This window comes from Paraburkholderia sp. 2C, assembly GCF_054589215.1.
Genome location: NZ_BAAILL010000012.1, coordinates 52,894 through 76,602, shown reverse-complemented (window position 1 = coordinate 76,602; position 23,709 = coordinate 52,894). Strand labels below are relative to the sequence as shown.

Here is a 23,709-nt window from a genome sequence, read left to right as displayed (position 1 = left end):
CGTCGGTGGGGCCCGGCCTCGCGCGCGGCGGATCGCGCCGCGCGCCGGTCGTCACATTATCACGGCTTACTGAACGCCTGCACTGTGCGGCGCCCCGCCCGGCATACGCCCGGACACGCCCCTGCATCGGATGCCGCGCGCGCTGCGTGGTTAGGCAACCCTTCATTTTCCGGCTGGCGGCCCGTCCGCGCAGTACGCATCCACCATCGTAGTTGCTTTTCCGCCACGAGCGGCCGATCGCGTTATCGAACGTCGGCGCGGCCACAGAAGCGCAAAACGCGCAGTGCCCTTTGAGTCGCTTCTTTCCATCTATCAGGCATTTCCGGTGGTATCTGCCGGTTTAGCGCCAAACAGGTAAAGTGGTTCAAATGGCGCTTTAAATGGGCCGATCGCGCAGGAAGTGCGCATTAAAGCTGATGAATCGCAACAGTAGAGCAGTGCGGCAACAGCGGCAACGGTTGAATCGATCTGGCGGATGAAGTCGAGGTGCGACGCGCTGTGTTCGCTGACGTACCGAAACAGCGCACCAAGCCGGTTAAAAAGACATTTGTACAGAGCAATGGTGGCGCGAAAGATGCAGGCGCGAAAACTGCTTCACGGCCACGCAGCAAGAAATGGCAGTCCCGTTGGCTTTTCCCTGGTTTGAAGTCAGATTCCGGAGGTCGCAATGAGCATCTTTTCCTACCGAAAGCACTTGCGGTTCTTGACCCACTCCCAGCGGCGCCGCTGGTGGGATCAGAGAAAGCGGCTAACGCCTCGCGTGAAGATTAGTGGCGCGTATGTGCCGCCCAGCGTCACCCGCGAATTCACCTACGTGAAGGTCGGCTGATCGCCCGCCTAGCCCGCGCTTGCACTCCGTGTTTCGCAGCGCGCCGCAGTACCGAATCACACGCATGCCCGGCTCGCGCCGGGCATTTTCTTTTCCGGCGTCGACGTCTCGATACATGCGCTGCGCCGCGTCCATCGGCGGGCCCGCAGTGTCGTCTGCAGCGAATTTGTAATCAAAGATTACCGGCACGCGGTGCCGCTTTCTTTGCAGACCGGTAAAGACCGCCGCACCCGCGTAACCACGCACGCAACCCCTTGATTTTGGAAGGCCGGCGCCAACTTCAAATTTATGTACGGTGCACTACATGAAACGCCGCACCGGTATCAGATGCAATTTGCAACAAATGCAAACGGCGACCTGGTGCCTTTTTCGTTAGATTAGGTATCAAGGATGTCGTTATGCGGCACACGGGCATGATGTGCCGCTCTGGAGAAAACAAATGAAGAAGATCGTCCCGTTTGTCGTCGCCGCCGCGCTCGGAGTTGGCTTGACCACCGCAGCACAAGCGCATGTGTCCGTCGGTATCGGCATCGGTGTGCCGGTGGCGCCCGCGTACCCGGTCTATGCTGCACCGGCGCCGGCATACTATCCGCCGCCGCCGCCGGTTGTCTATGCGCCGCCGCCGGTCGTCTACGCACCGCCGGTCGTGGTGGGCGGTTACTACGGATATCGCGGCTACTACCGCGGTGGCCCGTACTATCGCCACGGATACTACGGGCACGGTTACTACCGGCATTGATTGAGGCCGGTCAAGAGGTGAAGCGCGCGAAGTGAAGCGCGAGCGGCTTCGCGGCTCGCGCGGTGGAAGCTGCGAGCATTTTTTCCGTCTGTCTCCGGCAGGCAGCGAGCGGCTAAACAGATAACGCAGATAACGGCGCAACGCGGGTTTGATCGCCCGGTTGCGCCGTTTGTTATTTGTGTGCAGAAGCTGGGAAAATAGGCGCTTTCCAATGCTTTGGAGTTCTCCGTCGATGTCCTCGCTGCCTGCTCCCACTTATGACGACGTCGTCGATGCCGCCCAGCGCATCGACGGCTTCGCACACCGCACCCCCGTTCTCACCTCGACGACGGCCAACGAGCGCACCGGCGCATCGATCTTCTTCAAGTGCGAGAACTTCCAGCGCATGGGCGCGTTCAAGTTTCGCGGCGCCTTCAACGCGATCTCGCATTTCGACAGCGAGCAGCGCAAAGCCGGCGTGCTGACGTTTTCATCGGGCAATCACGCGCAGGCTATCGCGCTGTCCGCGCGGCTGGCCGGCATTCACGCGACGATCATCATGCCGCACGACGCGCCGGCCGCGAAAGTCGCCGCGACCAAAGGCTACGGCGGCGAAGTGATCACCTATGACCGCTACAAGGAAAACCGCGAGGAGATCGGGGCGCGGCTCGCGAAGGAGCGCGGCATGACGCTGATTCCGCCTTACGATCATCCGCATGTGATCGCAGGGCAAGGCACGGCGGTGAAGGAACTGATCGAGGAGACGGGGCCGCTCGATCTGCTGTTCGTGTGTCTGGGCGGCGGCGGGCTGATCGGCGGCAGCGCATTGGCGGCGGCCGCGCTGAGCCCCGAGTGCCGTGTGATTGGCGTCGAGCCGGAGGCCGGCAACGACGCGCAACAGTCGCTCGCGCGCGGCGAGATCGTCACGATCGACGTGCCGCACACGATCGCGGATGGCGCGGCGCCCACGCATGTCGGCCACTACAACTTCCCGATCATCCAGCGTCACGTCGCGCAGATCGTGACGGTCAGCGATCCGCAACTGATCGACGCGATGCGTTTCTTCGCGCAGCGCATGAAGATCGTCGTCGAGCCGACCGGGTGTCTCGGCGCCGCGGCGGTGCTGAACGGCATCGTGCCGGTGGAGGGCAAGCGCGTCGGTGTTGTGATTAGCGGCGGCAACGTCGATCTCGCGCGTCTCGCGGAGTTTCTCGCTTAACTCGTTTGATTTGCCGCGTGCGCCGTCGGCACGATCAGGTCGTGATAGCCGTTCACGATCACGCTGTACGAAAAATACGCGAAAAGCAGTGCCGACAGCACATGGCACGCGCGCAACAGTCCGTGGCCCGCGCGTTTGCGTCCGTGGCTCGCGAGCGAGCAGATAAATAGCGTCCACACGAGGCCGCCCGCAAAGAAGCCGCCGAGGAACACCGGCGCGGTGCTGGCGGACGTCGCACCGGCTTTCGCGATCAGCGCGCCGCCGACGGCGGCGAACCACAGAATCGCGCTCGGCGACGACACCGCGAGCAGCACGCCGCGCGCAAAACCGCGCCACGGGTTCAGACGCGGCGCGGCCGCATCGGCGTCGCCCTCGGCTTTGCTTTTATCTTTGTCTTTAACAGGCGCCGCCGCCGGAAACAGCGCCTCGCGCGCCATTTTCCACGTCAGATAAAGCAGGATCGCGGCGCCGCCGATCCAGACAGCCCACCGCACCGCGTCGAATTGCAGCAACGCGGCCATGCCCGCCAGCGCGAGCGCCGCATAGACAAGATCGCCGAAACACGAACCGAGGCCAAGCCAGAACCCGGGCCTGAAGCCGTGCGACAGCGTCAGCGAAATAATCGCGACATTGACGAGGCCGATATCGAGGCACAACGACAGCGACAGAAAAAAACCATCCGACAACAGCGACAACGAGTGCATCCGCGCTACTTCCCTGAGTCCGACTTCTTATAGTTGAAACGATGCGCGCGCGCATGCTGCGATCAATCACGCGATGCTTGTGTTTAGAGACCGAGCGTCTTCCAGAGCTGATCGACGCGCGCTTTGACAGCGCTATCCATCGTGATCGGCCGGCCCCATTCGCGGTCGGTTTCGCCGGGCCACTTGTTGGTCGCGTCGAGCCCCATCTTCGAGCCGAGCCCGGCAACGGGCGAGGCGAAATCGAGGTAATCGATCGGCGTCTGATCGACCAGCACCGTGTCGCGCGACGGATCGATACGGGTCGTGATCGCCCAGATCACTTCCTTCCAGTCGCGGATATTCACGTCCTCGTCGACCACCACGATGAACTTCGTATACATGAACTGCCGCAAAAAGCTCCAGACGCCAAACATGACCCGCTTCGCATGGCCGGGGTAGCTCTTCTTCATCTGCACGATCGCCATCCGGTAGCTGCATCCCTCGGGCGGCAGATAGAAATCGGTGATCTCGCTGAATTGCTTCTGCAGCAGCGGCACGAATACTTCGTTGAGCGCGACGCCGAGCACGGCCGGCTCGTCCGGTGGTTTGCCTGTATACGTCGAGTGGTAGATCGCATCGCGCCGCATGGTGATCCGCTCGATCGTGAATACCGGAAACCACTCCTGTTCGTTGTAGTAGCCGGTGTGGTCGCCATAAGGACCCTCGAGCGCATGTTCATATGCGGCGGACGGACCTTTCGACGGACGCGGCGGCGCGCCGGCCGGCGCTGCAGCCGGCTCGCCCTGCTGCGGATGGATAAAGCCCTCGAGTACGATTTCGGCGCGTGCCGGCACCTGCAGCGTATCGACACCGGGCGTCAGGCATTTCGCCAGCTCGGTGCGGCCGCCGCGCAGCAGCCCCGCAAACTGGTATTCGGACAGCGTGTCGGGCACCGGCGTGACGGCGCCGAGCGCGGTCGCGGGGTCCGCGCCGAGCACGACCGCCACCGGGTACGGCTGCCCCGGATTGCGCAGCGCGAATTCGCGGAAATCGAGCGCGCCGCCACGATGCGCGAGCCAGCGCATGATGACCTTGTTGCGGCCGATCACCTGCTGCCGGTAGATGCCGAGGTTCTGCCGCGTCTTGTTGGGCCCGCGCGTGACGGTGAGTCCCCAGGTAATCAGCGGTCCCGCGTCGCCGGGCCAGCAGGTCTGGATCGGCAGCTTCGCGAGATCGACGTCGTTGCCTTCCCAGACAATCTCCTGACATGGCGGCGCGCTGACCGTCTTCGGCGCCATGTCCCAGACCGCCTTTGCGAGCGACAGCAGCTTGCCGGCGTCCTTGAGACCCTTCGGCGGCTCCGGCTCCTTCAGCGCGGACAGGAGCCGCCCGACGTCGCGCAGCGACTCCAGCGCCGCGCGTTCGCCGTCGGCGCCGTTCTGTTCAGCCGTATCGATGCCCATACCGAGCGCGACGCGGCGCGGCGTGCCGAACAGGTTGCCGAGCACCGCAAACGCGTGCGTCGCTTTCGATTCGAACAGCAGCGCCGGGCCGCCGGCGCGCAGCACACGGTCGCACAGCTCGGTCATTTCAAGAACAGGCGAGACGGGTTGCGCGATGCGGCGCAGTTCGCCTAACGATTCGAGACGTCCGGCGAAGTCGCGCAGGTCTTTATATTTCATTGGGTCCGGTGCGAAGGTCGTGGCCCGGTGACACGGCCGTGATCAGGAGATGGACGCCGCCGGATCCGCGAGGCTGACGGCAACGAAAGCAAACAGCAACAAAATGCAACAAATATGCTGGAACGCGGCGTCCTTTCGATTGTCGATTTTACATGCGTTACTTGACGCACGCTGAAGCGAAGAAAGTCATATGGCCCGAAAGGCGCATGCTGCGCGGTTCTTGACCGACTGAACGCCGTTCATCATTACAATTGGTTATAACTTTGGAGTTTTATAGTGTTGACGATCTATAAAACGGTGCTCTAGAATCCGCTGCATTGGTTGCAAGGCTTGATAGTTTTTACCACCGTCCCCCTGTCCTTCAGACGCAACGCGTCGCTTTTGCCGCCCCTTGCACGGCATTGACGGTTTAAGTTGTCTCCGCCAGCGCAATTCGTCGCTGGTTTTTTCGTGTGGGAGCCGCCGTGTGCATGCTTTACAGCATGCCGTCGGACCGTTTTTGAAATTTGGGCTCCCCGAACGGTATTTTTTGCCGTTCTGTGCTGTTTCCCGGCGCCGCAGCCGCCTTAACCAGAGCGCGCGGCGTCTTGATTCCGCGGACAGGTGTCCGAAGCCGGTTCATCGGCGGGGTGCGCGGCGTCATGCAACATGGGAGATCTGAATGAACGCCTGGTTAACGTGGCGTCCCGACGAGCGAGCCGCACAAGCTGTACGCGCTGTTTTACGTCGCGGGACCCGTCTGAGTCATCATTTGTTTAGCGTAGTGGGCGGTATCGCCGTGGTGCTGGCGCTTGCGCTGTGGCTGATGCCGACGTGGCGCGGCACGCTGGCCGCGAAGCTGATGCCGGTGCTGTCGAAGGCGGTGGAGGCGGGCCCCGTGCGTCTGCTGCAGGGCAATCCGCTGCCGTCTTTCGCGCCGCCCGGCGCTCGCAACGGCGCGTCCGGCTCGTCCGCCGACGACACGCTGTCGAGCAACAACGGTAGCGAGTCGCAAGCGGTCGCGCTGACCGGCGTCAACGGCTTCGACAACCCGCTCGATCTGGGCACCGGTCTGAACAATACGTCGAGCAGCGGTAGCGCCGGTTCGTCGTCGGCGCTCAATGGTCTCGATCCGCGCACGCTGCCGAGCGTCGCGTCGATTGCCAATCTGATTCCGTCGCAGCGCGTGAGCGCCGATGCGCGCGACGACCGCGTGCTCGTGTCGTCGCGTGAGCAGGATCTCGTTGCGACGTTCCTCGCACGCCGCTATCGCGTCGCCCAGGAGCCTGTCAGCGAACTCGTCAAGGCTGCGTTCGACACGGGGCACGAGGTCGGCCTCGACCCGCTGCTGCTGCTCGCTGTGATGGCGATCGAATCGGGCTTCAACCCTTACGCGGAAAGCGGCGTCGGAGCGAAGGGCCTGATGCAGGTGATGTCCACGGTCCACTCGGACAAATTCCGCTACTTCGGCGGCCAGAGCGCTGCGCTCGAGCCGCTCGCGAACATCAAGGTCGGTGCGCTGGTGCTGAAGGACTGCATCGCGCGCGGCGGTTCGCTGCCTGGCGGCCTGCGCCTGTACGTCGGCTCGTCGACCCAGGACGACGGCGGCTACGGCGCGAAGGTGATGGCGGAGCGCTCGCGTCTGCGCGACGTCGCCCGCGGCCGCAAGGTGCCGATCAACGCGCCGCAGGCGCCCGCGACGGTCACGGCGTCCACGCAGCAGCAGGCGGCGGCGAACAGCAGCACCGGCAAGCGTGTGCAAGTGACGCTCGACGGCGGCCATGCGATTGCCGCGGTCAAGCCGACCGGCACGCCGAGCGGCGGGTCCGCGCAGGATGATGCGAGCGCCGCTGCGCAGAAGCAGCATATCGCGGCATCGGATCAACTCGGCGCCTGATTCGCCCGAAGCACACTGGATACAAGCTGGATACAAGCAAAGCCCCTGTCGGTCATCGACCAACAGGGGCTTTTTCGTGCACGTCCGCGTCCGATCAGGTCAGGTCAGGTCAGGTCAGGTCAACGAGCGGGCCGTTCCGTGAACGCCGCTCAAACCGCAGCAAAGGCAGTCGATCGCTTCAGGGCGCCTCGCGGTGGCCAAACACGCCGCGCAGACGCTCGATCGCCTCTTCGAGCCTCGCATAAGCGGTCGCATACGACACGCGCACATAATGTTGCGGCGCGGCCGACCCGAAGTCCATGCCCGGCACCATCACGACGCCCGCATCGTGCAGCATCGCATTCGCCAACGTCGTGCTGTCGCCGGCCGCCGCATGCGGCACGTTCCGGCAATCGGCATAGACGTAGAACGCGCCATCGGGCATCACCGGCACCTTGAAGCCGAGCGATTCGAGCGCCGGCACGAGATAGTCGCGGCGGCGCTTGAACTCGAGCCGGCGCATTTCGTAGATCGCCAGCGTCTGCGGCTCGAAACACGCGAGCGCGGCGTGCTGCGCAAGGGCGGACGCGCAAATAAACAGGTTCTGCGACAGTTTCTCGAACGCGCCGACGAGCGACGGCGGCACGACGAGCCAGCCGAGCCGCCAGCCCGTCATGTTGAAGTACTTCGAAAAGCTGTTGACGGTGATCACATCCTCGCCGTACGACACCGCGGATACGGGCGGCGCGTCATAGCTGAGCCCTTGGTAGATCTCGTCGACGACCGTGAAGCCGCCGCGTGCGCGCACGGCTGCCACGATGCGCTTCAGTTCGTCCGGCGCGATCGACGTGCCGGTGGGGTTCGACGGCGACGCGAGCAGCACGCCGCGCGTGCGCGCGGTCCACAGGCGTTCGACATCGTCGGCGGTCAACTGGAATCGTTCGGCGGGACCGCTCGGCACGAGCACCGGCTTGCCTTCGGCCGCGGTCACGAAGTGGCGGTTGCACGGATAGCACGGGTCGGGCATCAGCACTTCGTCATCGCGATCGATGAGCGCCGTGCACGCGAGCAGCAGCGCCGCCGAAGCGCCGGCCGTCACGACGATCCGTGCGGGATCGACGTCGAGCCCATACGCATGCCGGTAGTGGCCGGCGATCGCTTTACGCAGCGGCTCGATGCCGAGCGCGCTCGTGTAATGCATGTCGCCACGCTTGAGCGCATTCGCGGCCGCATCGAGCACGGCTTGCGGCGCCGTGAAATCGGGCTGGCCGATGCTCATATGAATGATGTCGCGGCCGGCGCGTTCGAGTAGCGCGGCCTCTTTCATCATTTCCATCACATGGAACGGCTGGATCGCATCGACGCGCGCGGCCAGATGGATTAGCGGTTCGCTCACGCTGTTCATTCGATGAATTCCGTTCGAGTCCTGTCTGAATCGCGCGTGTTCAGCGCTTGCGCCCCGCGGACTGCGTCTCGGCTTCGCGCAACTGCACGGCGAGCTTGTCGAGCACGCCGTTCACGTACTTGTAGCCATCGGACCCGCCGAATGTCTTGGCGAGCTCGACCGCCTCATTGATCACGACGCGATACGGAATATCGACGTGATGCTTGAACTCATACGCCGCCACGAGCAGCACCGACCGCTCGACCGGCGACAGCTGATCGATCGGCCGGTCGAGGCAGGGCGTGATAGCGGCCGACAGATCGTCGGCCTCGCGAATCACGCCATGCAGCAGCGCATTCAGGTGGTCGAGGTCGGCTTTGTCGAAACCCTGCGCGCCACGCAGCTGCGCATCGATCTCGCTGCCGGGCGCACCCGACAGCAGCCACTGATAAAGCCCTTGCGTGGCCAGTTCGCGCGAACGTCGGCGTGCGCTCTTCATGCCCGATCCTCTTCGTCACCCACGTCTTCTTCTTCGTCTTCTTCGTCGTCGTCGCCGTCGAGTTGCTCGAGCGCGACCGCGAGATTCGCCATTTCGACGGCCACGCGCGCCGCGTCGCGACCCTTTTCGGTCATGCGCGCGACGGCCTGCTCGTCGGTTTCGGTGGTGAGCACCGCGTTGGCAATCGGAATACCGAAGTCGAGGCCGACGCGCGAGATGCCCGCGCCGTTTTCGTTCGACACGAGTTCGAAGTGGTACGTCTCGCCGCGAATCACCGCGCCGACCGCGATCAGCGCATCGAACTGGCCGCTTTCCGCGAGCTTTTGCAGCGCGAGCGGGATTTCGAGCGCGCCCGGCACAGTGACGAGCAGCACGTCCTCACCGGTGACGCCGAGGCGTTCGAGCTCTTCGATGCAGGCGTCGGCGAGGCCGTTGCACACGGGTTCGTTGAAACGCGACTGCACGATGCCGATGCGCAGCCCGTCGCCGTCGAGATTCGGTTGGTATTGTCCGATTTCCATATCAGGTCCGTGAAGTGTAGGGTGAGCGCAGCATACTGACTGACGCGCGGGTCATGCAGGTGTTAAACCATCGAACACGACGGCTGCTAGCACGGCTTTTCGGCCGCGACGCCCGGCATGGGCACGAAGCCGGTGACTTCGAGCCCATAACCGGACATGCTGCCGAGCTTGCGCGGATTCGACAGCACCTGCATCTTGCCCACGCCCAGTTCGCGCAAAATCTGCGCGCCGATTCCGTAGGTCTTGAAGTCGACCGGGCGGCGTTTTAATGCCTCGGCCTTGTCCTGCTGGTCGAACGCCTTGAACAGGTCGACCAGATGTTCCTTCGAGTCGCCGCAGTTCAGCATGACGATCACGCCGATATCGCGCGCCGCGATTTCCTGGATTGCCGCGTCGAGCGTCCACGAGTGCGTGCACGACGAGCCGACTTCGAGCAGATCGAGCACCGACAGCGGCTCGTGCACGCGCACCGGCGTGTCGCGATCGGGCGAGGGCGTGCCGCGCACGAGTGCGATATGCGGCTGGCCGCTCGGCTGGTCGAGATACATGACCGCGCGGAACGCGCCATGCGCGGTTTGCATCGTGCGTTCCGCCACGCGTTCGACGATTGATTCGGTGCGGCTGCGATAGTGGATGAGATCGGCAATCGTGCCGATCTTGAGGCCATGCTCGTGCGCGAACTCGACCAGGTCCGGCAGCCGCGCCATCGTGCCGTCGTCCTTGATGATTTCGCAGATCACCGCGGCGGGCGTGAGCCCCGCGAGCGCGGTGAGGTCGCAGCCGGCCTCGGTGTGGCCCGCGCGCATGAGCACGCCGCCCGGCTGCGCCATGATCGGGAACACATGGCCCGGCTGCACGATGTGCTCGGGGCGCGCGTCGTGCGCGACCGCCGCGGCGATCGTGCGGGCGCGGTCCGCGGCCGAGATGCCGGTGGTCACGCCTTCGGCCGCCTCGATGCTGACCGTGAACGCGGTGCCGTACTGCGTGCCGTTGCGGTACGTCATGAGCGGCAGGTTCAACTGCTTGCAGCGTTCCTGCGTCAGCGTCAGACAGATCAGGCCGCGGCCGTAGCGGGCCATGAAATTGATCGCTTCCGGCGTGATGAATTCCGCGGCGATCACGAGGTCGCCCTCGTTTTCGCGGTCTTCTTCGTCGACGAGAATCACCATCCGGCCGGCTTTGAGTTCGGCGATGATCTCGGGGGTGGAGGCGAGCGTCATGATGGCGAGCGATTCGGGAAAGACGCGTATTTTACGCCACGCGGCCCGCCAAGTCGCCCGTCGGGATGGAACAAGGCTGTGGTGGGACGGCGGCGGCCCCCCGCGTAAGGCGGGGCGGGCCGCGCCGCCCATGCGCCTAGAAGTAGTGGATCACGCCGAGCATCACGCCCGTCTGGTTGTGGCCGGCGACGACGTCGGTGTCGTAGCCGTTCAGACCGAGGTTCGAGCCGTTGCTGTTCTTCACGTACCCGAGTTCGGTATACAGCGTCGTGCTCTTCGACAATGCGTATTTGGCGGTCGCGGCCAGATAGATCGGCCGCTGGCTCGCCGATGTGATGTCGGTCCAGAAGACCGCGCCGGCAATCGAGAGCGGCACGGACACCCGGTACTCGAGGCCGGTCCAGAACTCGTTCGCATGCCCCTGGGTGGTCGAATCGAGCGGCAGCGTGCTGCTCAGCCACCGGTAGCCGAGGTACGCCTTGGCCTTGCCGATCGTGTACGTCGCCGCCGCCGCCAGGTGCTGCTCCTTGCCGGACTGCGTCGCGATCGACGTGCCGTTGCGCAGATCGTAGGTCACCATCGCCGAGAACGGCCCGCTCGCATATTGAACGGCTGCGCCGATTTCGCGCCCAACCTTGAATGCGCCGGGCACCTGGCCGCCGTCCGGAATCGTCGCGTCGTAGCCCGTGCTGTAGAGCGCCTCGTAACTGACCGGGCCGACACTGCCTCGATATTTGACCGAGTTGTCGGCCCGGCCCGTGAATTGCCCGTCGGTCTGCTTCAGGCCATAGATGTTGTAGTCGAGCGGATCGTAACGCACCGAGAAGTCGTACATCGGCACGCGCTGCCGGCCGAAGGTGAGCGCGCCGTAGCGGCTGCTCAGTCCCACGTAAGCCTGCCGGCCGAACAGCCGTCCGCTCTGCAGCGACTTGCCCTTCGTGATGTCGATGCCGCCTTCGAGCTGGAAGATTGCCTTCAGCCCGCCGCCGAGATCTTCCGCCCCCTTCAAGCCGATCCGGCTGCTCTTCACGCCGCCCGACTCCTCGCGCAGCAGATGCGATGCTTTGCCCTGCGCGTTGGGCGCGCCGGTGAGAAATTCCAGGCCGGCATCGGCGATGCCGTACAGCGTCACGCTCGACTGCGCGTAAGCGCTCGCGCTCAACGACGTTGCCAGCACGCCGAATAAAAGCGGCCTGATCCTGATTGCTGCTCCTCCAATGCTCATCTCGTTTCCTCATTTAGTCGACCGACGGCCACCTCGCGGAATAGCCACGTCGCGCGTCGATCATTAATTAGTGATACTGAGTACGGGCGTGAGAGCGCCCCATCCATTTCGATGTTTCAGTCCGGTATGCGCGGGTCGTTGCGCATCCGGATCGGCGCTTTCGGGGTTGAAGCGCTTTGAAGCGCGTTTTAAAGCTGCTTTGAAACTAATTGACCGCGTGAATGCCGTGCGTGGCCGCCGCGTTCACGCTTGCGGCATCGCGCTAACTAACGGGACGGTGCGTGCGCCAGATTCGGTCCCGCTGCGGTCGCCTTTTCCCTGGCTTTGCCGGAAGAGGGCGGCAGATCGTCGTCGAGCCGGATCTTCAGCGTAAAGAGCGGGCCGAGCAGCAGCACGACGATCGACGCGGCGAACGCGACTGCCCATCTACCGTGCGACACATCGAGCAGCATGCCCACGACGACCGGCGATACCGCGCCCGCCAGCGCCATGCCCGTGAAGGTGCACGCGCTCGACGTGGCGGAGTGTTCGCGCGAGACTTCCGTGCCGACCACCCAGAGCGGCGAGTCTGCGAGTTCCGAGCAGAAGAACGCCAGCCCGAGGCACGCCGAACTGATCGTGACGTCGTGCGTCAGCAGCAGTGGAATCAGGAAGATGATCGACGAAAGGAAGCCGACGATAATCACTTCGCGGCGCGCGCGCAGCCGGTTGCCGGTGCGTTTGAAGCGCCAGTCGGTCAGCATGCCGCCCGCGAACGTACCGAGCGAACCGCCCAGTAGCACGAGCGCGGAGAAGATCGCGTTATGCGAGAGCTTCATGCCGTAGCGCTGCGAGAAAAACGACGGGATCCAGTTCAGGAAGAACCACAGCACCCAGCCGTGACAGAAGCACGCGGCGGTAGCGGGCCACACGCGGCGGATCATGTCGCGCCAGTCGAGCGGTTTGCGCTGAGGCGTGTGTATCGCTGCTGCCGTCTGAGCCTGAGCGGTATGGCTTTGCACATCGTCGCTGTGCTTTTTCGCCTCGTTCAGGCCCACATACATCACGACCATATAAACAAGCGTGATGCCGCCGAGAATAATGAACGTGAAGCGCCACGAAAACGCGACGATAAGACCCGTGACGATCAGCGGCGCGAGCGCATTCGCAATACGGCCGGTTGCGTGCATCGCGCCTTGTGCTGAGCCGCGGCGGTCTTCGGGAATCACGCGGGCGATCATCCGCGCGGCGGTCGGATAGATTGGCGCTTCGCCGACGCCGACAAAAAACCGCGCGGCGATCAGCGCGACCAGACTGCCGACCATACCGGTGATGATCGTCGCGATTGCCCATAGCGAGCCGTACAGCAACAGGCCTTTGCGAGCGCCGATGCGGTCGCTGTGCCAGCCGCCCGGAATCATGAAGCAGCTATAGGCGATCGCGAAAGCGGAAAAGATAAAGCCGAGATGGGTGTTGTTGAACCCAAGTTCCTTGCTCATCACGGGCGCCGCGACCGAAATATTCGTGCGGTCGACGTACATGATGAAGGCCATGAGGCAAAGCAGGATGAACGTGATCCTCGCCCTGCTTCGCGTTGGCTGCGAAGGGGACATGTCTTCCTCCATTCGTTGTTATAAGAAAGAGGTGCTAAGGTGCGCGGCGCTGCCAGTCAACGTGCAGCGGATGCAGCGCCGCGCGCGCTGCTGCGAGAAGGTTTGCCGGTTACCCGGCGGCGCTCGGTTTGCGCGCAGTTTTGCGTATCAACCGCGGAAGAAGCTCGACAGCACTTCATAGGTTTCGTCGGGACACTCTTCCTGCAGATAGTGGCCCGACGGCACCGTCGCGGTCTTGACGATGTTCGTCGCGTAGCGGCCCCATACTTCGGCCGCGTTGTGATTGCGCCCGACCCCGCCTTTCGCGCCCCACAGAATCAGCGAAGGCGTGGTCACGCGTTTGCCCGCGTCGTAGTCGGCGGTATCCATGTCGAGGTCGACCCCGAAGGTTGCGCGATAGTCCTCGCACATCGCGTGGATCACTGCCGGGTTCTTGATGCAGCGGATGTAGTCCTGCAGCGCTTCGGGGCCGAAGAAGCTCGTGCCCTGGTCGGTCTTCGACAGCTTGCGGCGGATAAAGAACTCCGGGTCCGCGCCCATCATCGTTTCCGGCGTCGGATAGTCCTGCACCATAAAGAACCAGTGCCACGAGAACTTGCCCCACTGGCGCGTCACGTTGTTCAGCAGATGGTGCTGCGGCAGCATGTCCATAAAGCCGGCCTTCGTCACCTTGGTCGGATGGTCGAGGCACATCCGGTGCAGCACGCGCGCGCCGCGATCGTGGCCTGCCGCGTAGAACTTCGTGAAGCCGAGCGTTTCCATCACTTCCACCTGATCCTGCGCCATCGCGCGGAACGAGTAGTTCGAGTGATCGCCACCGCCGGGCGGCTTCGAGCTATCGCCATAGCCGCGCAGGTCGGTACAGACGACAGTGAATTCCCTGGCCAGCCGCGGTGCGATCTTGTGCCACGACAGATGGTTGAACGGGTTGCCGTGCATCAGCAGTAGCGGCGGGCCTTCGCCGCCTTTGACCGTCACTATCTCGGCGCCGTTCGTCTTGATCGTGGTTTTTGTGAAATTCTCAAACATGGGCATGGCTGACTCCAGGCTAAAGCGTGTTTATATTGTTGCGGTTCAGTTGTTGCGTGCCGCTGCGCGCCGTCTCCGGGCGGCGCAGCGGTGTCGATGCGGGTGCTGCCGATTGCCGTGCTGCGGCGACCCTCAATGCGCGAGCGCTTCACGCGCGGTCTTGCGGGCGGCGGCGGTGCGGGTCGCGACGTCGAACGCGGCGGCGGTCGCGCCGACGTCCGCGGTGCCTTGACCGACGATGTCGTAGGCGACGCCATGCGCCGGCGTGGCATAGACGGTTTTCAGTCCGCCCGTCAGCGTCACGCCCTGCGAAAAGCCGAGCAGCTTGGTCGCGATCTGCCCCTGGTCGTGGTACATGATCACGACTGCGTCGAAGTCGCCGCGGCGTGCCTTGATAAATACGGTATCCGAAGGAAACGGGCCTTCGCTCGCCAGACCCTTCGCGCGCAGCGCTTCGAGCGTCGGGCGAATGATCTTGATTTCCTCGTCGCCGAACAGACCGTTTTCGCCGCCGTGCGGATTGAGCGCCGCGACGCCGATACGCGGCGCGCTCTTGCCGAAGGCGCGCATCGTGTCGTGGGCGAGCGTGAGCGCGCCTTCGATACGATCGGGCTTCACCATATCGACGGCCTGACGCAGCGCGACGTGCGACGTCACGCGAAACGTCGAGAACTGCGGAATGATGTTGACTTCGCCGAAGTAGCCTTCATGCTTCGTCCAGGCGGCGAACATCTGGTGCTCGTCGTGGTAGTTCCAGCCGCCGCGATGCAGGGCCGCCTTGTTCAGCGGCGCGAAGCAGATGCCGTCGAGCTCGCCGGCCAGCGCGAGGTCCGTCATGATCTTCAGCGTCTCGCCGGTGAGGCGGCCCGATTCGGCGTTCAGCTGACCGCGCCCGTACAGGGCCGGGTCGATATTGCGCAGATCGATGAGCGGCACTGCGGCCGCGTCGTGCACCGCCTCTTTCACATTCGCGATCTTCACGTACGGAATGCGCTGGCCGGCGTCCTTCATGCCGAGTTCGAGCACACGCTCGTCGCCGATGATCACGACGTTCGCCTTCTGGCGCGTCTCGGGCAGCGACAGCAGCTTGACGATCAGCTCCGGGCCGATTCCAGTGACGTCGCCGAGCATCAGGCCGATCAGGGGTTTCATTGCGAGGTTCTCCATACTGGTTCTAGTTGATTGAAAACGGCAGGCGCCGGGGCGGCCGGTGAAATGGCCTACGCGTGCGCCGCAGCAGCATTTGCGCCATCGCTGTCCGGCAGCGGCAGCACGACCGCCCACGGATTTTCCGCGCGATGCCGCTGCTCGAACGCTTCGATCTGCGGCAGCATCTTCAGCGACGCGCCGAGCACGTCGAGCCCTTCGAGGAACATCTGACGATGGCGCTCGTCCATTCTGAACGCGTACGTGCGGCCCGAGGCGGTGCGCACGCGTTGCGCGGCCACGTCGATTTCGATCGCATTGGTCGCCGCGTTCGACACTTCGGCGGTGATCTCGTCGATTTCCTCGGGCTTCAGCACGATCGCGAGCAGCCGGTTGTTCGCCGCGTTGTAGTAGAAAATTTCGCCGTAGCTCGGCGCGAGCACGGCTTCGATGCCGCTTTGCAGCAAGCCCCACACCGCATGTTCGCGGCTCGAGCCGCAACCGAAATTCGGTCCGCCGACGAGTACCTTCGCCGCGGCGTACGCGGGCGTATTGAGCACGAAATCGGCGCGCTTGCTGCCGTCCGGCGCAAAGCGCAAGTCGTACAGCAGGCCCGCGGCGAGGCCCGATTTGTCAGTGCCGAGCAGAAACTGCTTCGGCATGATCTGGTCGGTGTCGAGGTTCGCGATCGGCAGCGGGGCTGCGACGCCTTCTATGCGCGAGTAATCAGGCACGTTAGTGCTCCCCCTGTTGCTGCCAATGGCGGATATCGGTAATGCGGCCCGCGATCGCCGCGGCCGCCGCCATCGCCGGGCTCATCAGATGCGTGCGGCTGTCGCGGCCCTGGCGGCCCTCGAAATTGCGGTTTGTGGTCGATGCGCAGCGCTCGCCCGGACGCAACACGTCGTCGTTCATCGCGAGACACATCGAGCAGCCGGGCTGGCGCCATTCGAAGCCGGCCTTGATGAAAATCTCCGACAGGCCTTCCTGCTCCGCTTGCTGACGCACCGCACCCGAGCCCGGCACGATCATCGCGCGCACGGTCGGCGCGACGCGCATACCGTCGCGCAGCATCGCGGCGACGGCGCGCAGGTCTTCGATGCGGCCGTTCGTGCACGAGCCGATAAACACGCGGTCGATCGGCGTGCCTTCGATCTTCGAACCGGCGGCGAGGCCGATGTAGTCGAGCGCGCGCGCGGTTGCCGCGCTGACGATGTGATCGGCGCCGTCGGCCGGCGCCGGAATCACGCCGTCCACCGGAATCGCCTGGTCGGGGCTCGTGCCCCACGTCACGTACGGTGCGACCTCGGCAGCCGCGATCGTGACGGTGCTGTCGAACTGCGCGTCCGCGTCCGAACGCAGCGACCGCCATGCCGCGATCGCCTCTTCCATTTGCGCTTGGCTCAGGTTGCCGCGATGGGCGCGCAGATACGCGAAGGTCGCGTCGTCGGGTTCGACGAGCGACGCGCGCGCGCCGGCTTCGACGGTCATATTGCATAGCGTCATGCGCGCTTCGATCGACATCGCGCGAATCGCTTCGCCCGTGTATTCGACCGCGTAGCCGCGCGCGCCTTGCGCGCTGATCTTCGCAATCACGCGCAGCACGAGGTCTTTCGATGTGGTGCCGGCGGGCAGCAGGCCGTCGATATGAATGCGCATCGTGCGCGCCACGCGGTACGACAGCGTCTGCGTGGCCAGCACGTGCTCGATTTCCGAGGTGCCGATGCCGAAGCCGAGCGCGCCGAACGCGCCGTACGTGGTGGTATGGCTATCGCCGCACAGCACGACCATGCCGGGGCGAATCAGGCCGGATTCGGGCGCGACGACGTGCTCGATGCCTTGCAGCGGATCGTTGACGTCGAACAGCTTGATGCCGTAGCGCGTGCAATTGCGCGTGAAATTGGCGGCCTGACGCGAGGCCGCGTCGATGGCGATCACTCGCTTGCCGACCGGATCGGGTTTCGTCGGAATCACGTGATCGACGACCCCCATTTGCTGTTTCGGCCGCAGCACGCCGATACCGCGTTCGACAAGGCCGTTGAACGCCTGCGGGCTGGTGTACTCATTCATGATGTGCAGGTCCGCGTAAAGCAGGACGTGCTCCGCGTCGAGACGGGCCACGGTGTGTGACTCGACGAGCTTCTGATACAACGTGCGCGGCACATCTCCTCCAATGGTAGGGGGCCGAAGTAGAGAGCTTTTATTGGCGTAACGACGCTGACAGCTTCGTTACGGGGGATAGTCTATACAGATGGTCGGCGCATATAATGCATTCTTCTTTAATCTATTTTTAACTTCAATTTATAAGTGGGCCGGTAAGTGGATTCGATCTCCGATCTCGCGTTCTTTGTGCAACTCGTCAAGCACGGCAGCCTGTCCGCGCTGGCGCGCGAGCTTGGCGTCACGCCGCCCGCCGTGACCGCGCGCCTCGCGCGCATGGAAACGCGCCTCGGCGTGCGGCTGCTGAATCGCACGACGCGGCGCATCAGCGTCACGCAGGAAGGCGAACTGTATCTGTCGCATGGCGCGCGTCTGCTGCTCGAGTTCGAGGAGCTCGACCGCATGGTGTCGAGCGCACGCGCCGTACCGAAGGGGCTGTTGCGCGTGAATGCGACGTTCGGCTTCGGCCGGCGTCATATCGCGCCCGCGGTGTCCGAGTTCGCGCGGCGCTTCGCTGAAGTCGAGGTGCAGCTCACGCTGACCGACCGTTCGATCCGGCTTGCCGATGAAGCGTACGACGTCGGCATCTGGTTCGGCGAGGTGCCCGATTCGCGGCTCGTCGCGCGCAAGATCGCGCCGAACCGGCGCTTCCTGTGCGCATCGCCGGCTTATCTCGCGCGCGCCGGTATGCCGGCCACGCCGCGCGATCTGCACGGCCACCAATGCATCGTGCTGCGCGAAAACGACGCCGCCTACGGCACCTGGCATCTGCGCCGCGGCCGCAAGCACGAAACGATCAAGGTGCGCGGCGCGCTCAGCAGCAATGACGGCGAAACCGCGCTGGTCTGGGCGCTCGACGGTCACGGCGTGCTGATGCGCTCCGAATGGGACGTGTACCCGCATTTGCGTTCCGGCGCATTGCAGCTCGTGCTGCCCGAATGGTCGCTGCCGGGCGCCGATGTGCATGCGGTGTATGGCGAACGGCTCAACGTATCGGCCAAGGTCGTCGCGTTCGTCGACTTTCTGGTCGAATGGTTCGGTCTTGCCGTGGACCAGATGGCAGAGGCGCAGACGTGGATGGCGCGCGGCGATTAGTCAGGCCGCAGCAGTCCGGATGGCGCACGGTCGCGCAAAGCCCGGTGTCGGTTATCGTTTGATGGCTATCCGTAAGCTCTTGCGTGGCGTGTTGTCACCGTCCATCGTCAATGCCGCGATATGATCGCGCACGCACGCAAACACACGCGCAATTTCGTCGCGCGATTCAACGGGGCGCACCATGGAGGTCGATCAAACTTTCGCGTTGGCAAGGGAGCGGCACGTCGCAGGCGATTTCGCCGCGGCGCGTGATCTTTATCAACGCATTCTTGCGGTCCGGGCCGCCGACGCCGACATCCTGCTGCGGCTCGGCGTACTCGAACTGCAATGCGGCGCCTACGATGCCGCGCTCGCGTGGCTCGACGACGCGATCGTTCACGCGCCCGACGTCGCGCGCCTGCATTTCGCACGCGGCCAGGTGCTCGCGGCCGCGCAACGTTTTGCCGACGCGGTGCGCGCCTACGAACGCGTGCTGACGCTCGACGCGCCGTCGGCCGACCTGCTGTTTGCGATGGGCACGGCGCGCCAGGCGCTCGCGGACTATCCTCGCGCAATCGACGCCTACTCGCGTGCCGTCGAACTCGACCCGACGCATATCGATGCGCTGAACAATCTCGGCAACAGCTATCGCCAGCAACATGCGCTCGACGACGCGGAACACGCCTATCGTCGCGCACTCGCCGTCGCACCGCGCGACGCGAACGCGCTGACGAACCTCGGCACGCTGCTGCAGGCGCGCGGACGCATCGACGCCGCGATTCCTTTGCTCGAAGCGGCGGTCGATGCCGCGCCGGCTTCGCCTTACGCATTGCTGAACCTCGGCGTCGCGCTGATGGCGCGCCGCGATTACACGACCGCCGCGACGCTTCTTGCGCGCGTGCTCGAACTCGACGCTGGTTTCCCCGAGGCCGCGTACAACCTCGGCAACGCGCTGCATGCGCTGGGCAAAACGCACGAAGCGTCATCGTTCTATCAACACGCAATTGCATTGAACCCCGCGCACGCCGACGCGTATAACAATCTCGGCAACGTGTTCAAGGAGCTTGGCGACGCGCCACGCGCCGCCGAAGCATTCGATCAAGCCATCGCACTACGCCCCAATCTCGTCGCCGCGCACAACAACGCGGCCACACTGATGCGCACGCTCGGTCGTATCGACGAAGCCGAAACGCGCCTGCGCCGTGCGCGCGAAATCGATCCCTATCACGCGGTCACGCACAACAATCTCGGCACGGTATTGAAAGACGCCGGCCGCATCGAAGAGGGCCTCGCCTGTTACCGCGAAGCGCTGAGGTGCGATCCGCACAACCTGGTCGCGCACAGCAATCTTGCGTATGCGTTGACGTTCAGCGCCGAAGACCCCGAAACGCCGTTCGACGAATGCCGCCGCTGGTCCGCGCGGCACGAAGCGCGTTACCGCGCCGCGCGCGAGCCGCATGCGCGGCCAGGCAGCCAGGAGCGCGCACGACGCCTGCGCATCGGCTACGTTTCGCCCGATTTTCGGAACCACTGCCAGGCGCTCTTCATGATGCCGCTGCTGTCGCACCACGACCATGCGCGCTTCGACATCTACTGCTATTCGAGCGTCGCGCGGCCTGACGAAGTAACCGAACGCGTCAAAAGCCATGCCGACGCATGGCGCGACGTGCGCACACTCGACGACGACCAGCTCGCGCAGCAGATCAGAAGCGACCGCATCGATATCCTGCTCGACCTGACGATGCATATGTCCGACGCGCGTCCGTTGCTGTTCGCGCGCAAGCCGGCGCCGGTGCAGATCGCGTGGCTTGCCTATCCGGGCACGACCGGCATCGATGCGATCGACTACCGGCTGACCGATCCGTGGCTCGACCCGCCGGGCAGCGATCGCCACTACAGCGAGCAGTCGATTCGTCTGGCGGACTCGTTCTGGTGCTACGACCCGCTGGCCGCGTCGATCAAGCCGGCCGACATGCCGGCCGTCAACGCGCTGCCCGCCTTCGACAACGGCTTCGTGACATTCGGATGCCTGAACAATCCGTGCAAGCTGACCGACCGCACGCTGCAGATGTGGCGTGGCGTGCTGCACGAAGCCGGCAACGCGCGCTTGCTGCTGATGGCGCCGCAAGGCTCCCCGCGTACGCGGCTCGTCGAGCGGCTCGCGTCGCATGGCATCGGCAGCGAGCGGGTGCGCTTCGTTAAGTTCCAGTCGCGCGCCGACTATCTGCGCACCTATCAGGAGATCGATATCGGCCTCGACACGTTTCCCTACAACGGCCATACGACGAGCCTCGACGCGAGCTGGATGGGCGTGCCGGTGGTCACGCGCGTCGGTGCGACGGCCGTCGGACGCGCGGGCCTGAGCCAGTCGATGAACCTCGACCTTGCCGAACTCGTCGCGCACAGCGACGCGCAGTTCGTCGAGATTGCGCTGCGGCTCGCGCGCGACTTGCCGCATGTCGCGCATGTGCGCGAGGGCTTACGTGCGCGCCTCGCCGCTTCGCCGCTGATGGACGGCGCGCGCTTCGCGGTACAAGTCGAAGCCGCGTATCGCAGCGCATGGGAACGCTGGTGCGACGCTGTTATGTGAATGTGAAGTTCACGCACCCTTGCTGCACCAGACAGGCGTTTTTTTAGCGGATTTTTTGCGTGACCGGCACCAGCGCAATGCGTATTGCGCCCCGCGGTGGTGCCACGCGAAAAATCCGCTTCGCATCGTTTCAGTTCAGGGTTTGCCAGCCGTAATAGGGATGTGACGTCGACGTGACATGTCTCTCGAGCTACGAGGCCTTGCGCACGCCGCCGTTGCAACCTGAACCCGAATCACAGGATGTACACGATGCGTTTTTTTGCTCCCGGAATGGCTTTGATGGGCCGCCTCAAAATGTCGCGCAAGCTCGTGGTGCTTGCGTTGCTGTTTATGCTGCCGCTTGCGGTATGCCTGTACGCGATCCTTAACGACGAAGTGAATTTCTATGTATCGACGCGCGAGGAACTCGACGGCATTCGCTTGCTCGAGACGACCCAGGCGTTGCTGAAAGCGGTGCAGAAGCGCCGCGGCGCGAGCGCGTCGCTGATGGCCGGCAATCAGTCGATCCGTCCCGCGTTCGATGCGGCCAACGCCGACGCGCAGCGGCTCATTGCAGCACTGCGCGCGCAGACGGCGGCAACGAAGTCGTTCGATCTCAGTGCGCAAACGGACTCGTTGTCCGAGCAATACACGCAGCTTGCGCAGATGCCGCTGACCGGCCCGGGCAAGGACGTCTTCGACGCGCACACGGCGCTCGTGCGCACGATCTTCGCATTTACGGCGGATCTCGCGGACGCGTCGCAACTCGCGCTCGATCCCGACGCCGCGACCTACTATCTGGCGAACTCGGTGGCGCTCTCGTTGCCGGCCGCCGCCGAAATGGCCGCGATCACGCGCGGCAAAGGCGCGGCCGCGCTTGCCGCTGCGGCAAAAAGCCAGGCGCCGCTGGGCGACGCCGACCGCGCGGCGCTCGGCGTGCACGCCGTGTTTCTGCGCGATCAGATCCGCACCGTGCGTAACGACGTGAAGCGTGTGCAGCGCGCACTGGGCACGAACGATGCCGCGTCGGTCATGCAGCGCCTGAACTTCGACGATGCCGATGCGTTCGACAAGACGGTCGAGGACCTCGCATCGAACCCGAATGCGCCGGCGCCCGAATCGAATGCGTACTTCGACTCCGGCACGCGCGCCGTCGATGCGGTCTATCGCGCGCATGGCCAAATGTCCGCCTTGCTGAAAACGCTGCTCGATGCGCGTGCGCATGCGCAGGCCGTGCATATCGCGGTGCTTAGTGTGTTGAGCGCCGTGTCGGTGGGCGTTGCGCTGTATCTGTTCGTCGCGTTTGCGCGCAGAACCGGCGCCGATGTGAACGCACTCGCCGGCAGCATGCAGCAGGCGAGCGCCGGCGATTTGCGAGGCCGGCTCGACGCAAGCGGCCGCGACGAACTCGCCTCGATCAAGCTGCGCATGAACGAACTGCTCGCAGCGCTCAGCCGCACGATCACCACGACGAAGACGAGCGCCGAATCGGTGCTGACCGGCAGCGAGGAAATCGCGGCGGGCAACCTCGATCTATCGCGGCGCACCGAGGAACAGGCGGCGTCGCTCGAAGAAACGGCGGCCAGCATGGAACAGCTGACCGCCACCGTACGCCACAACGCGGACAACGCAAAACAGGCGGGGCTGCTGAGCCGCGAGGCGTCGACGAAAGCATCGGCGAGCGGCGAGGTGATCACACGCGCCGTCGATGTGATGCACGAAATCGGCCGGCGCTCGGCGGAAATGGCCGCGATGATCTCGACCATCGAAGGCATCGCATTTCAAACGAATATCCTTGCGCTCAATGCCGCCGTCGAAGCGGCGCGCGCCGGCGAGCAGGGCAAGGGCTTCGCGGTCGTGGCCGGCGAAGTGCGTACGCTCGCGCATCGCACAGCGAGCGCGGCGAAGGACGTGAAGGAGATGATCGAACGTTCGTCGGCGAGCGTCGAAGGCGGCACCCGGCTGTTCGCCGATGCGCAGGCGGCGATTCGCAGCGTGATCGAATCGGTGACGAATGTCGACGCGATCGTCAATGAAATTGCCGGCGCATCGGTGCAGCAGGGCGAAGGCATCGAACAGGTCAATATCGCGATCACGCAGCTCGACCGCACCACGCAGCAGAATGCGGCGCTGGTCGAACAGGCGGCCGCCGCCAGCACGTCGCTGAAAGAGCAGGCGCTGATGATGGAGGAGGTTGTCGCGACATTTCACGTCGACGTGTAAGGTTGTGGCGGGATTGCGCTTATGCTTCTGCTTTTGGCGTTGAGCGGGCCGGCGGCGGAAATACCGCACGGTCCGCGGCGA

18 protein-coding genes are annotated in these 23,709 nt (G+C 64.3%); 6 read left to right on the top strand and 12 right to left on the bottom strand.

What is annotated here, in order from left to right:
- Nucleotides 1-1,268 precede the first annotated feature (1,268 nt).
- A complete protein-coding gene (locus tag ACYPXD_RS02640; protein ID WP_459707134.1) occupies nucleotides 1,269-1,568 on the top strand; it encodes a hypothetical protein in 300 nt (99 codons plus the stop codon).
- A gap of 232 nt (nucleotides 1,569-1,800) precedes the next feature.
- Nucleotides 1,801-2,766, top strand: a complete 966-nt coding sequence (locus tag ACYPXD_RS02635; protein WP_459707132.1) for a threo-3-hydroxy-L-aspartate ammonia-lyase — start codon at nucleotides 1,801-1,803, stop codon at nucleotides 2,764-2,766.
- On the opposite strand, the gene ACYPXD_RS02630 is transcribed toward ACYPXD_RS02635, so the two are convergent.
- A complete protein-coding gene (locus ACYPXD_RS02630; protein WP_459707130.1) occupies nucleotides 2,763-3,470 on the bottom strand; it encodes a LysE family translocator in 708 nt (235 codons plus the stop codon). The genes ACYPXD_RS02635 and ACYPXD_RS02630 overlap by 4 nt on opposite strands.
- 83 nt (nucleotides 3,471-3,553) lie before the next feature.
- Complete coding sequence (locus ACYPXD_RS02625; RefSeq protein ID WP_459707128.1) at nucleotides 3,554-5,131, bottom strand: UbiD family decarboxylase; 1,578 nt, start codon at nucleotides 5,129-5,131, stop codon at nucleotides 3,554-3,556.
- A gap of 661 nt (nucleotides 5,132-5,792) precedes the next feature.
- On the opposite strand from ACYPXD_RS02625, the gene ACYPXD_RS02620 reads away from it, so the two are divergent.
- Nucleotides 5,793-7,007 carry a transglycosylase SLT domain-containing protein gene (locus tag ACYPXD_RS02620; RefSeq protein ID WP_459707126.1) on the top strand — a complete coding sequence of 405 codons (1,215 nt, stop codon included), beginning with the start codon at nucleotides 5,793-5,795 and terminating at the stop codon, nucleotides 7,005-7,007.
- A gap of 178 nt (nucleotides 7,008-7,185) precedes the next feature.
- Here the strand turns inward: ACYPXD_RS02620 and ACYPXD_RS02615 are convergent, their stop codons facing one another.
- The 10 genes from ACYPXD_RS02615 to leuC form a co-directional block, all read right to left on the bottom strand.
- Entirely contained in the window at nucleotides 7,186-8,391 is a 1,206-nt protein-coding gene (locus ACYPXD_RS02615; RefSeq protein WP_459707124.1) for a pyridoxal phosphate-dependent aminotransferase, read from the bottom strand.
- Nucleotides 8,392-8,431: 40 nt separating this feature from the next.
- Nucleotides 8,432-8,869, bottom strand: a complete 438-nt coding sequence (nusB, locus tag ACYPXD_RS02610; RefSeq protein ID WP_459707122.1) for a transcription antitermination factor NusB — start codon at nucleotides 8,867-8,869, stop codon at nucleotides 8,432-8,434.
- Complete coding sequence (gene ribH / locus ACYPXD_RS02605; protein ID WP_459707120.1) at nucleotides 8,866-9,390, bottom strand: 6,7-dimethyl-8-ribityllumazine synthase; 525 nt, start codon at nucleotides 9,388-9,390, stop codon at nucleotides 8,866-8,868. Before ribH ends, nusB begins: the two co-directional genes overlap by 4 nt.
- A gap of 86 nt (nucleotides 9,391-9,476) precedes the next feature.
- Entirely contained in the window at nucleotides 9,477-10,610 is a 1,134-nt protein-coding gene (gene ribBA, locus ACYPXD_RS02600) for a bifunctional 3,4-dihydroxy-2-butanone-4-phosphate synthase/GTP cyclohydrolase II (RefSeq protein ID WP_459707118.1), read from the bottom strand.
- 136 nt (nucleotides 10,611-10,746) lie between these two features.
- Nucleotides 10,747-11,835 (bottom strand): porin, encoded by a 1,089-nt coding sequence (locus tag ACYPXD_RS02595; protein ID WP_459707116.1) that lies wholly within the window; start codon nucleotides 11,833-11,835, stop codon nucleotides 10,747-10,749.
- Between the two features lie 266 nt (nucleotides 11,836-12,101).
- Nucleotides 12,102-13,427 carry an MFS transporter gene (locus ACYPXD_RS02590; protein WP_459707114.1) on the bottom strand — a complete coding sequence of 442 codons (1,326 nt, stop codon included), beginning with the start codon at nucleotides 13,425-13,427 and terminating at the stop codon, nucleotides 12,102-12,104.
- Nucleotides 13,428-13,574: 147 nt separating this feature from the next.
- Nucleotides 13,575-14,462: an alpha/beta fold hydrolase gene (locus ACYPXD_RS02585; RefSeq protein ID WP_459707111.1), complete on the bottom strand. Its 888-nt coding sequence runs from the start codon at nucleotides 14,460-14,462 to the stop codon at nucleotides 13,575-13,577.
- A gap of 126 nt (nucleotides 14,463-14,588) precedes the next feature.
- On the bottom strand, nucleotides 14,589-15,608 hold the full coding sequence (locus ACYPXD_RS02580) for a 4-hydroxythreonine-4-phosphate dehydrogenase PdxA (RefSeq protein ID WP_459707109.1): 1,020 nt from the start codon (nucleotides 15,606-15,608) through the stop codon (nucleotides 14,589-14,591).
- A 68-nt stretch (nucleotides 15,609-15,676) separates the two neighbouring features.
- Nucleotides 15,677-16,336, bottom strand: coding sequence for a 3-isopropylmalate dehydratase small subunit (gene leuD, locus ACYPXD_RS02575; RefSeq protein ID WP_459707107.1), 660 nt, complete (start codon nucleotides 16,334-16,336; stop codon nucleotides 15,677-15,679).
- 1 nt (nucleotide 16,337) lies between these two features.
- On the bottom strand, nucleotides 16,338-17,765 hold the full coding sequence (gene leuC / locus ACYPXD_RS02570) for a 3-isopropylmalate dehydratase large subunit (RefSeq protein WP_459707105.1): 1,428 nt from the start codon (nucleotides 17,763-17,765) through the stop codon (nucleotides 16,338-16,340).
- 156 nt (nucleotides 17,766-17,921) lie between these two features.
- On the opposite strand from leuC, the gene ACYPXD_RS02565 reads away from it, so the two are divergent.
- The 3 genes from ACYPXD_RS02565 to ACYPXD_RS02555 all read left to right on the top strand — a co-directional run bounded on the left by ACYPXD_RS02565 (nucleotide 17,922) and on the right by ACYPXD_RS02555 (nucleotide 23,628).
- Entirely contained in the window at nucleotides 17,922-18,857 is a 936-nt protein-coding gene (locus tag ACYPXD_RS02565) for a LysR family transcriptional regulator (RefSeq protein ID WP_459707103.1), read from the top strand.
- A gap of 181 nt (nucleotides 18,858-19,038) precedes the next feature.
- The gene (locus tag ACYPXD_RS02560; RefSeq protein ID WP_459707101.1) at nucleotides 19,039-21,426 is read left to right on the top strand and encodes a tetratricopeptide repeat protein; all 2,388 of its coding nucleotides are present in this window, start codon (nucleotides 19,039-19,041) and stop codon (nucleotides 21,424-21,426) included.
- Nucleotides 21,427-21,696: 270 nt separating this feature from the next.
- Nucleotides 21,697-23,628 carry a methyl-accepting chemotaxis protein gene (locus tag ACYPXD_RS02555; RefSeq protein ID WP_459707285.1) on the top strand — a complete coding sequence of 644 codons (1,932 nt, stop codon included), beginning with the start codon at nucleotides 21,697-21,699 and terminating at the stop codon, nucleotides 23,626-23,628.
- Nucleotides 23,629-23,709 lie beyond the last annotated feature (81 nt).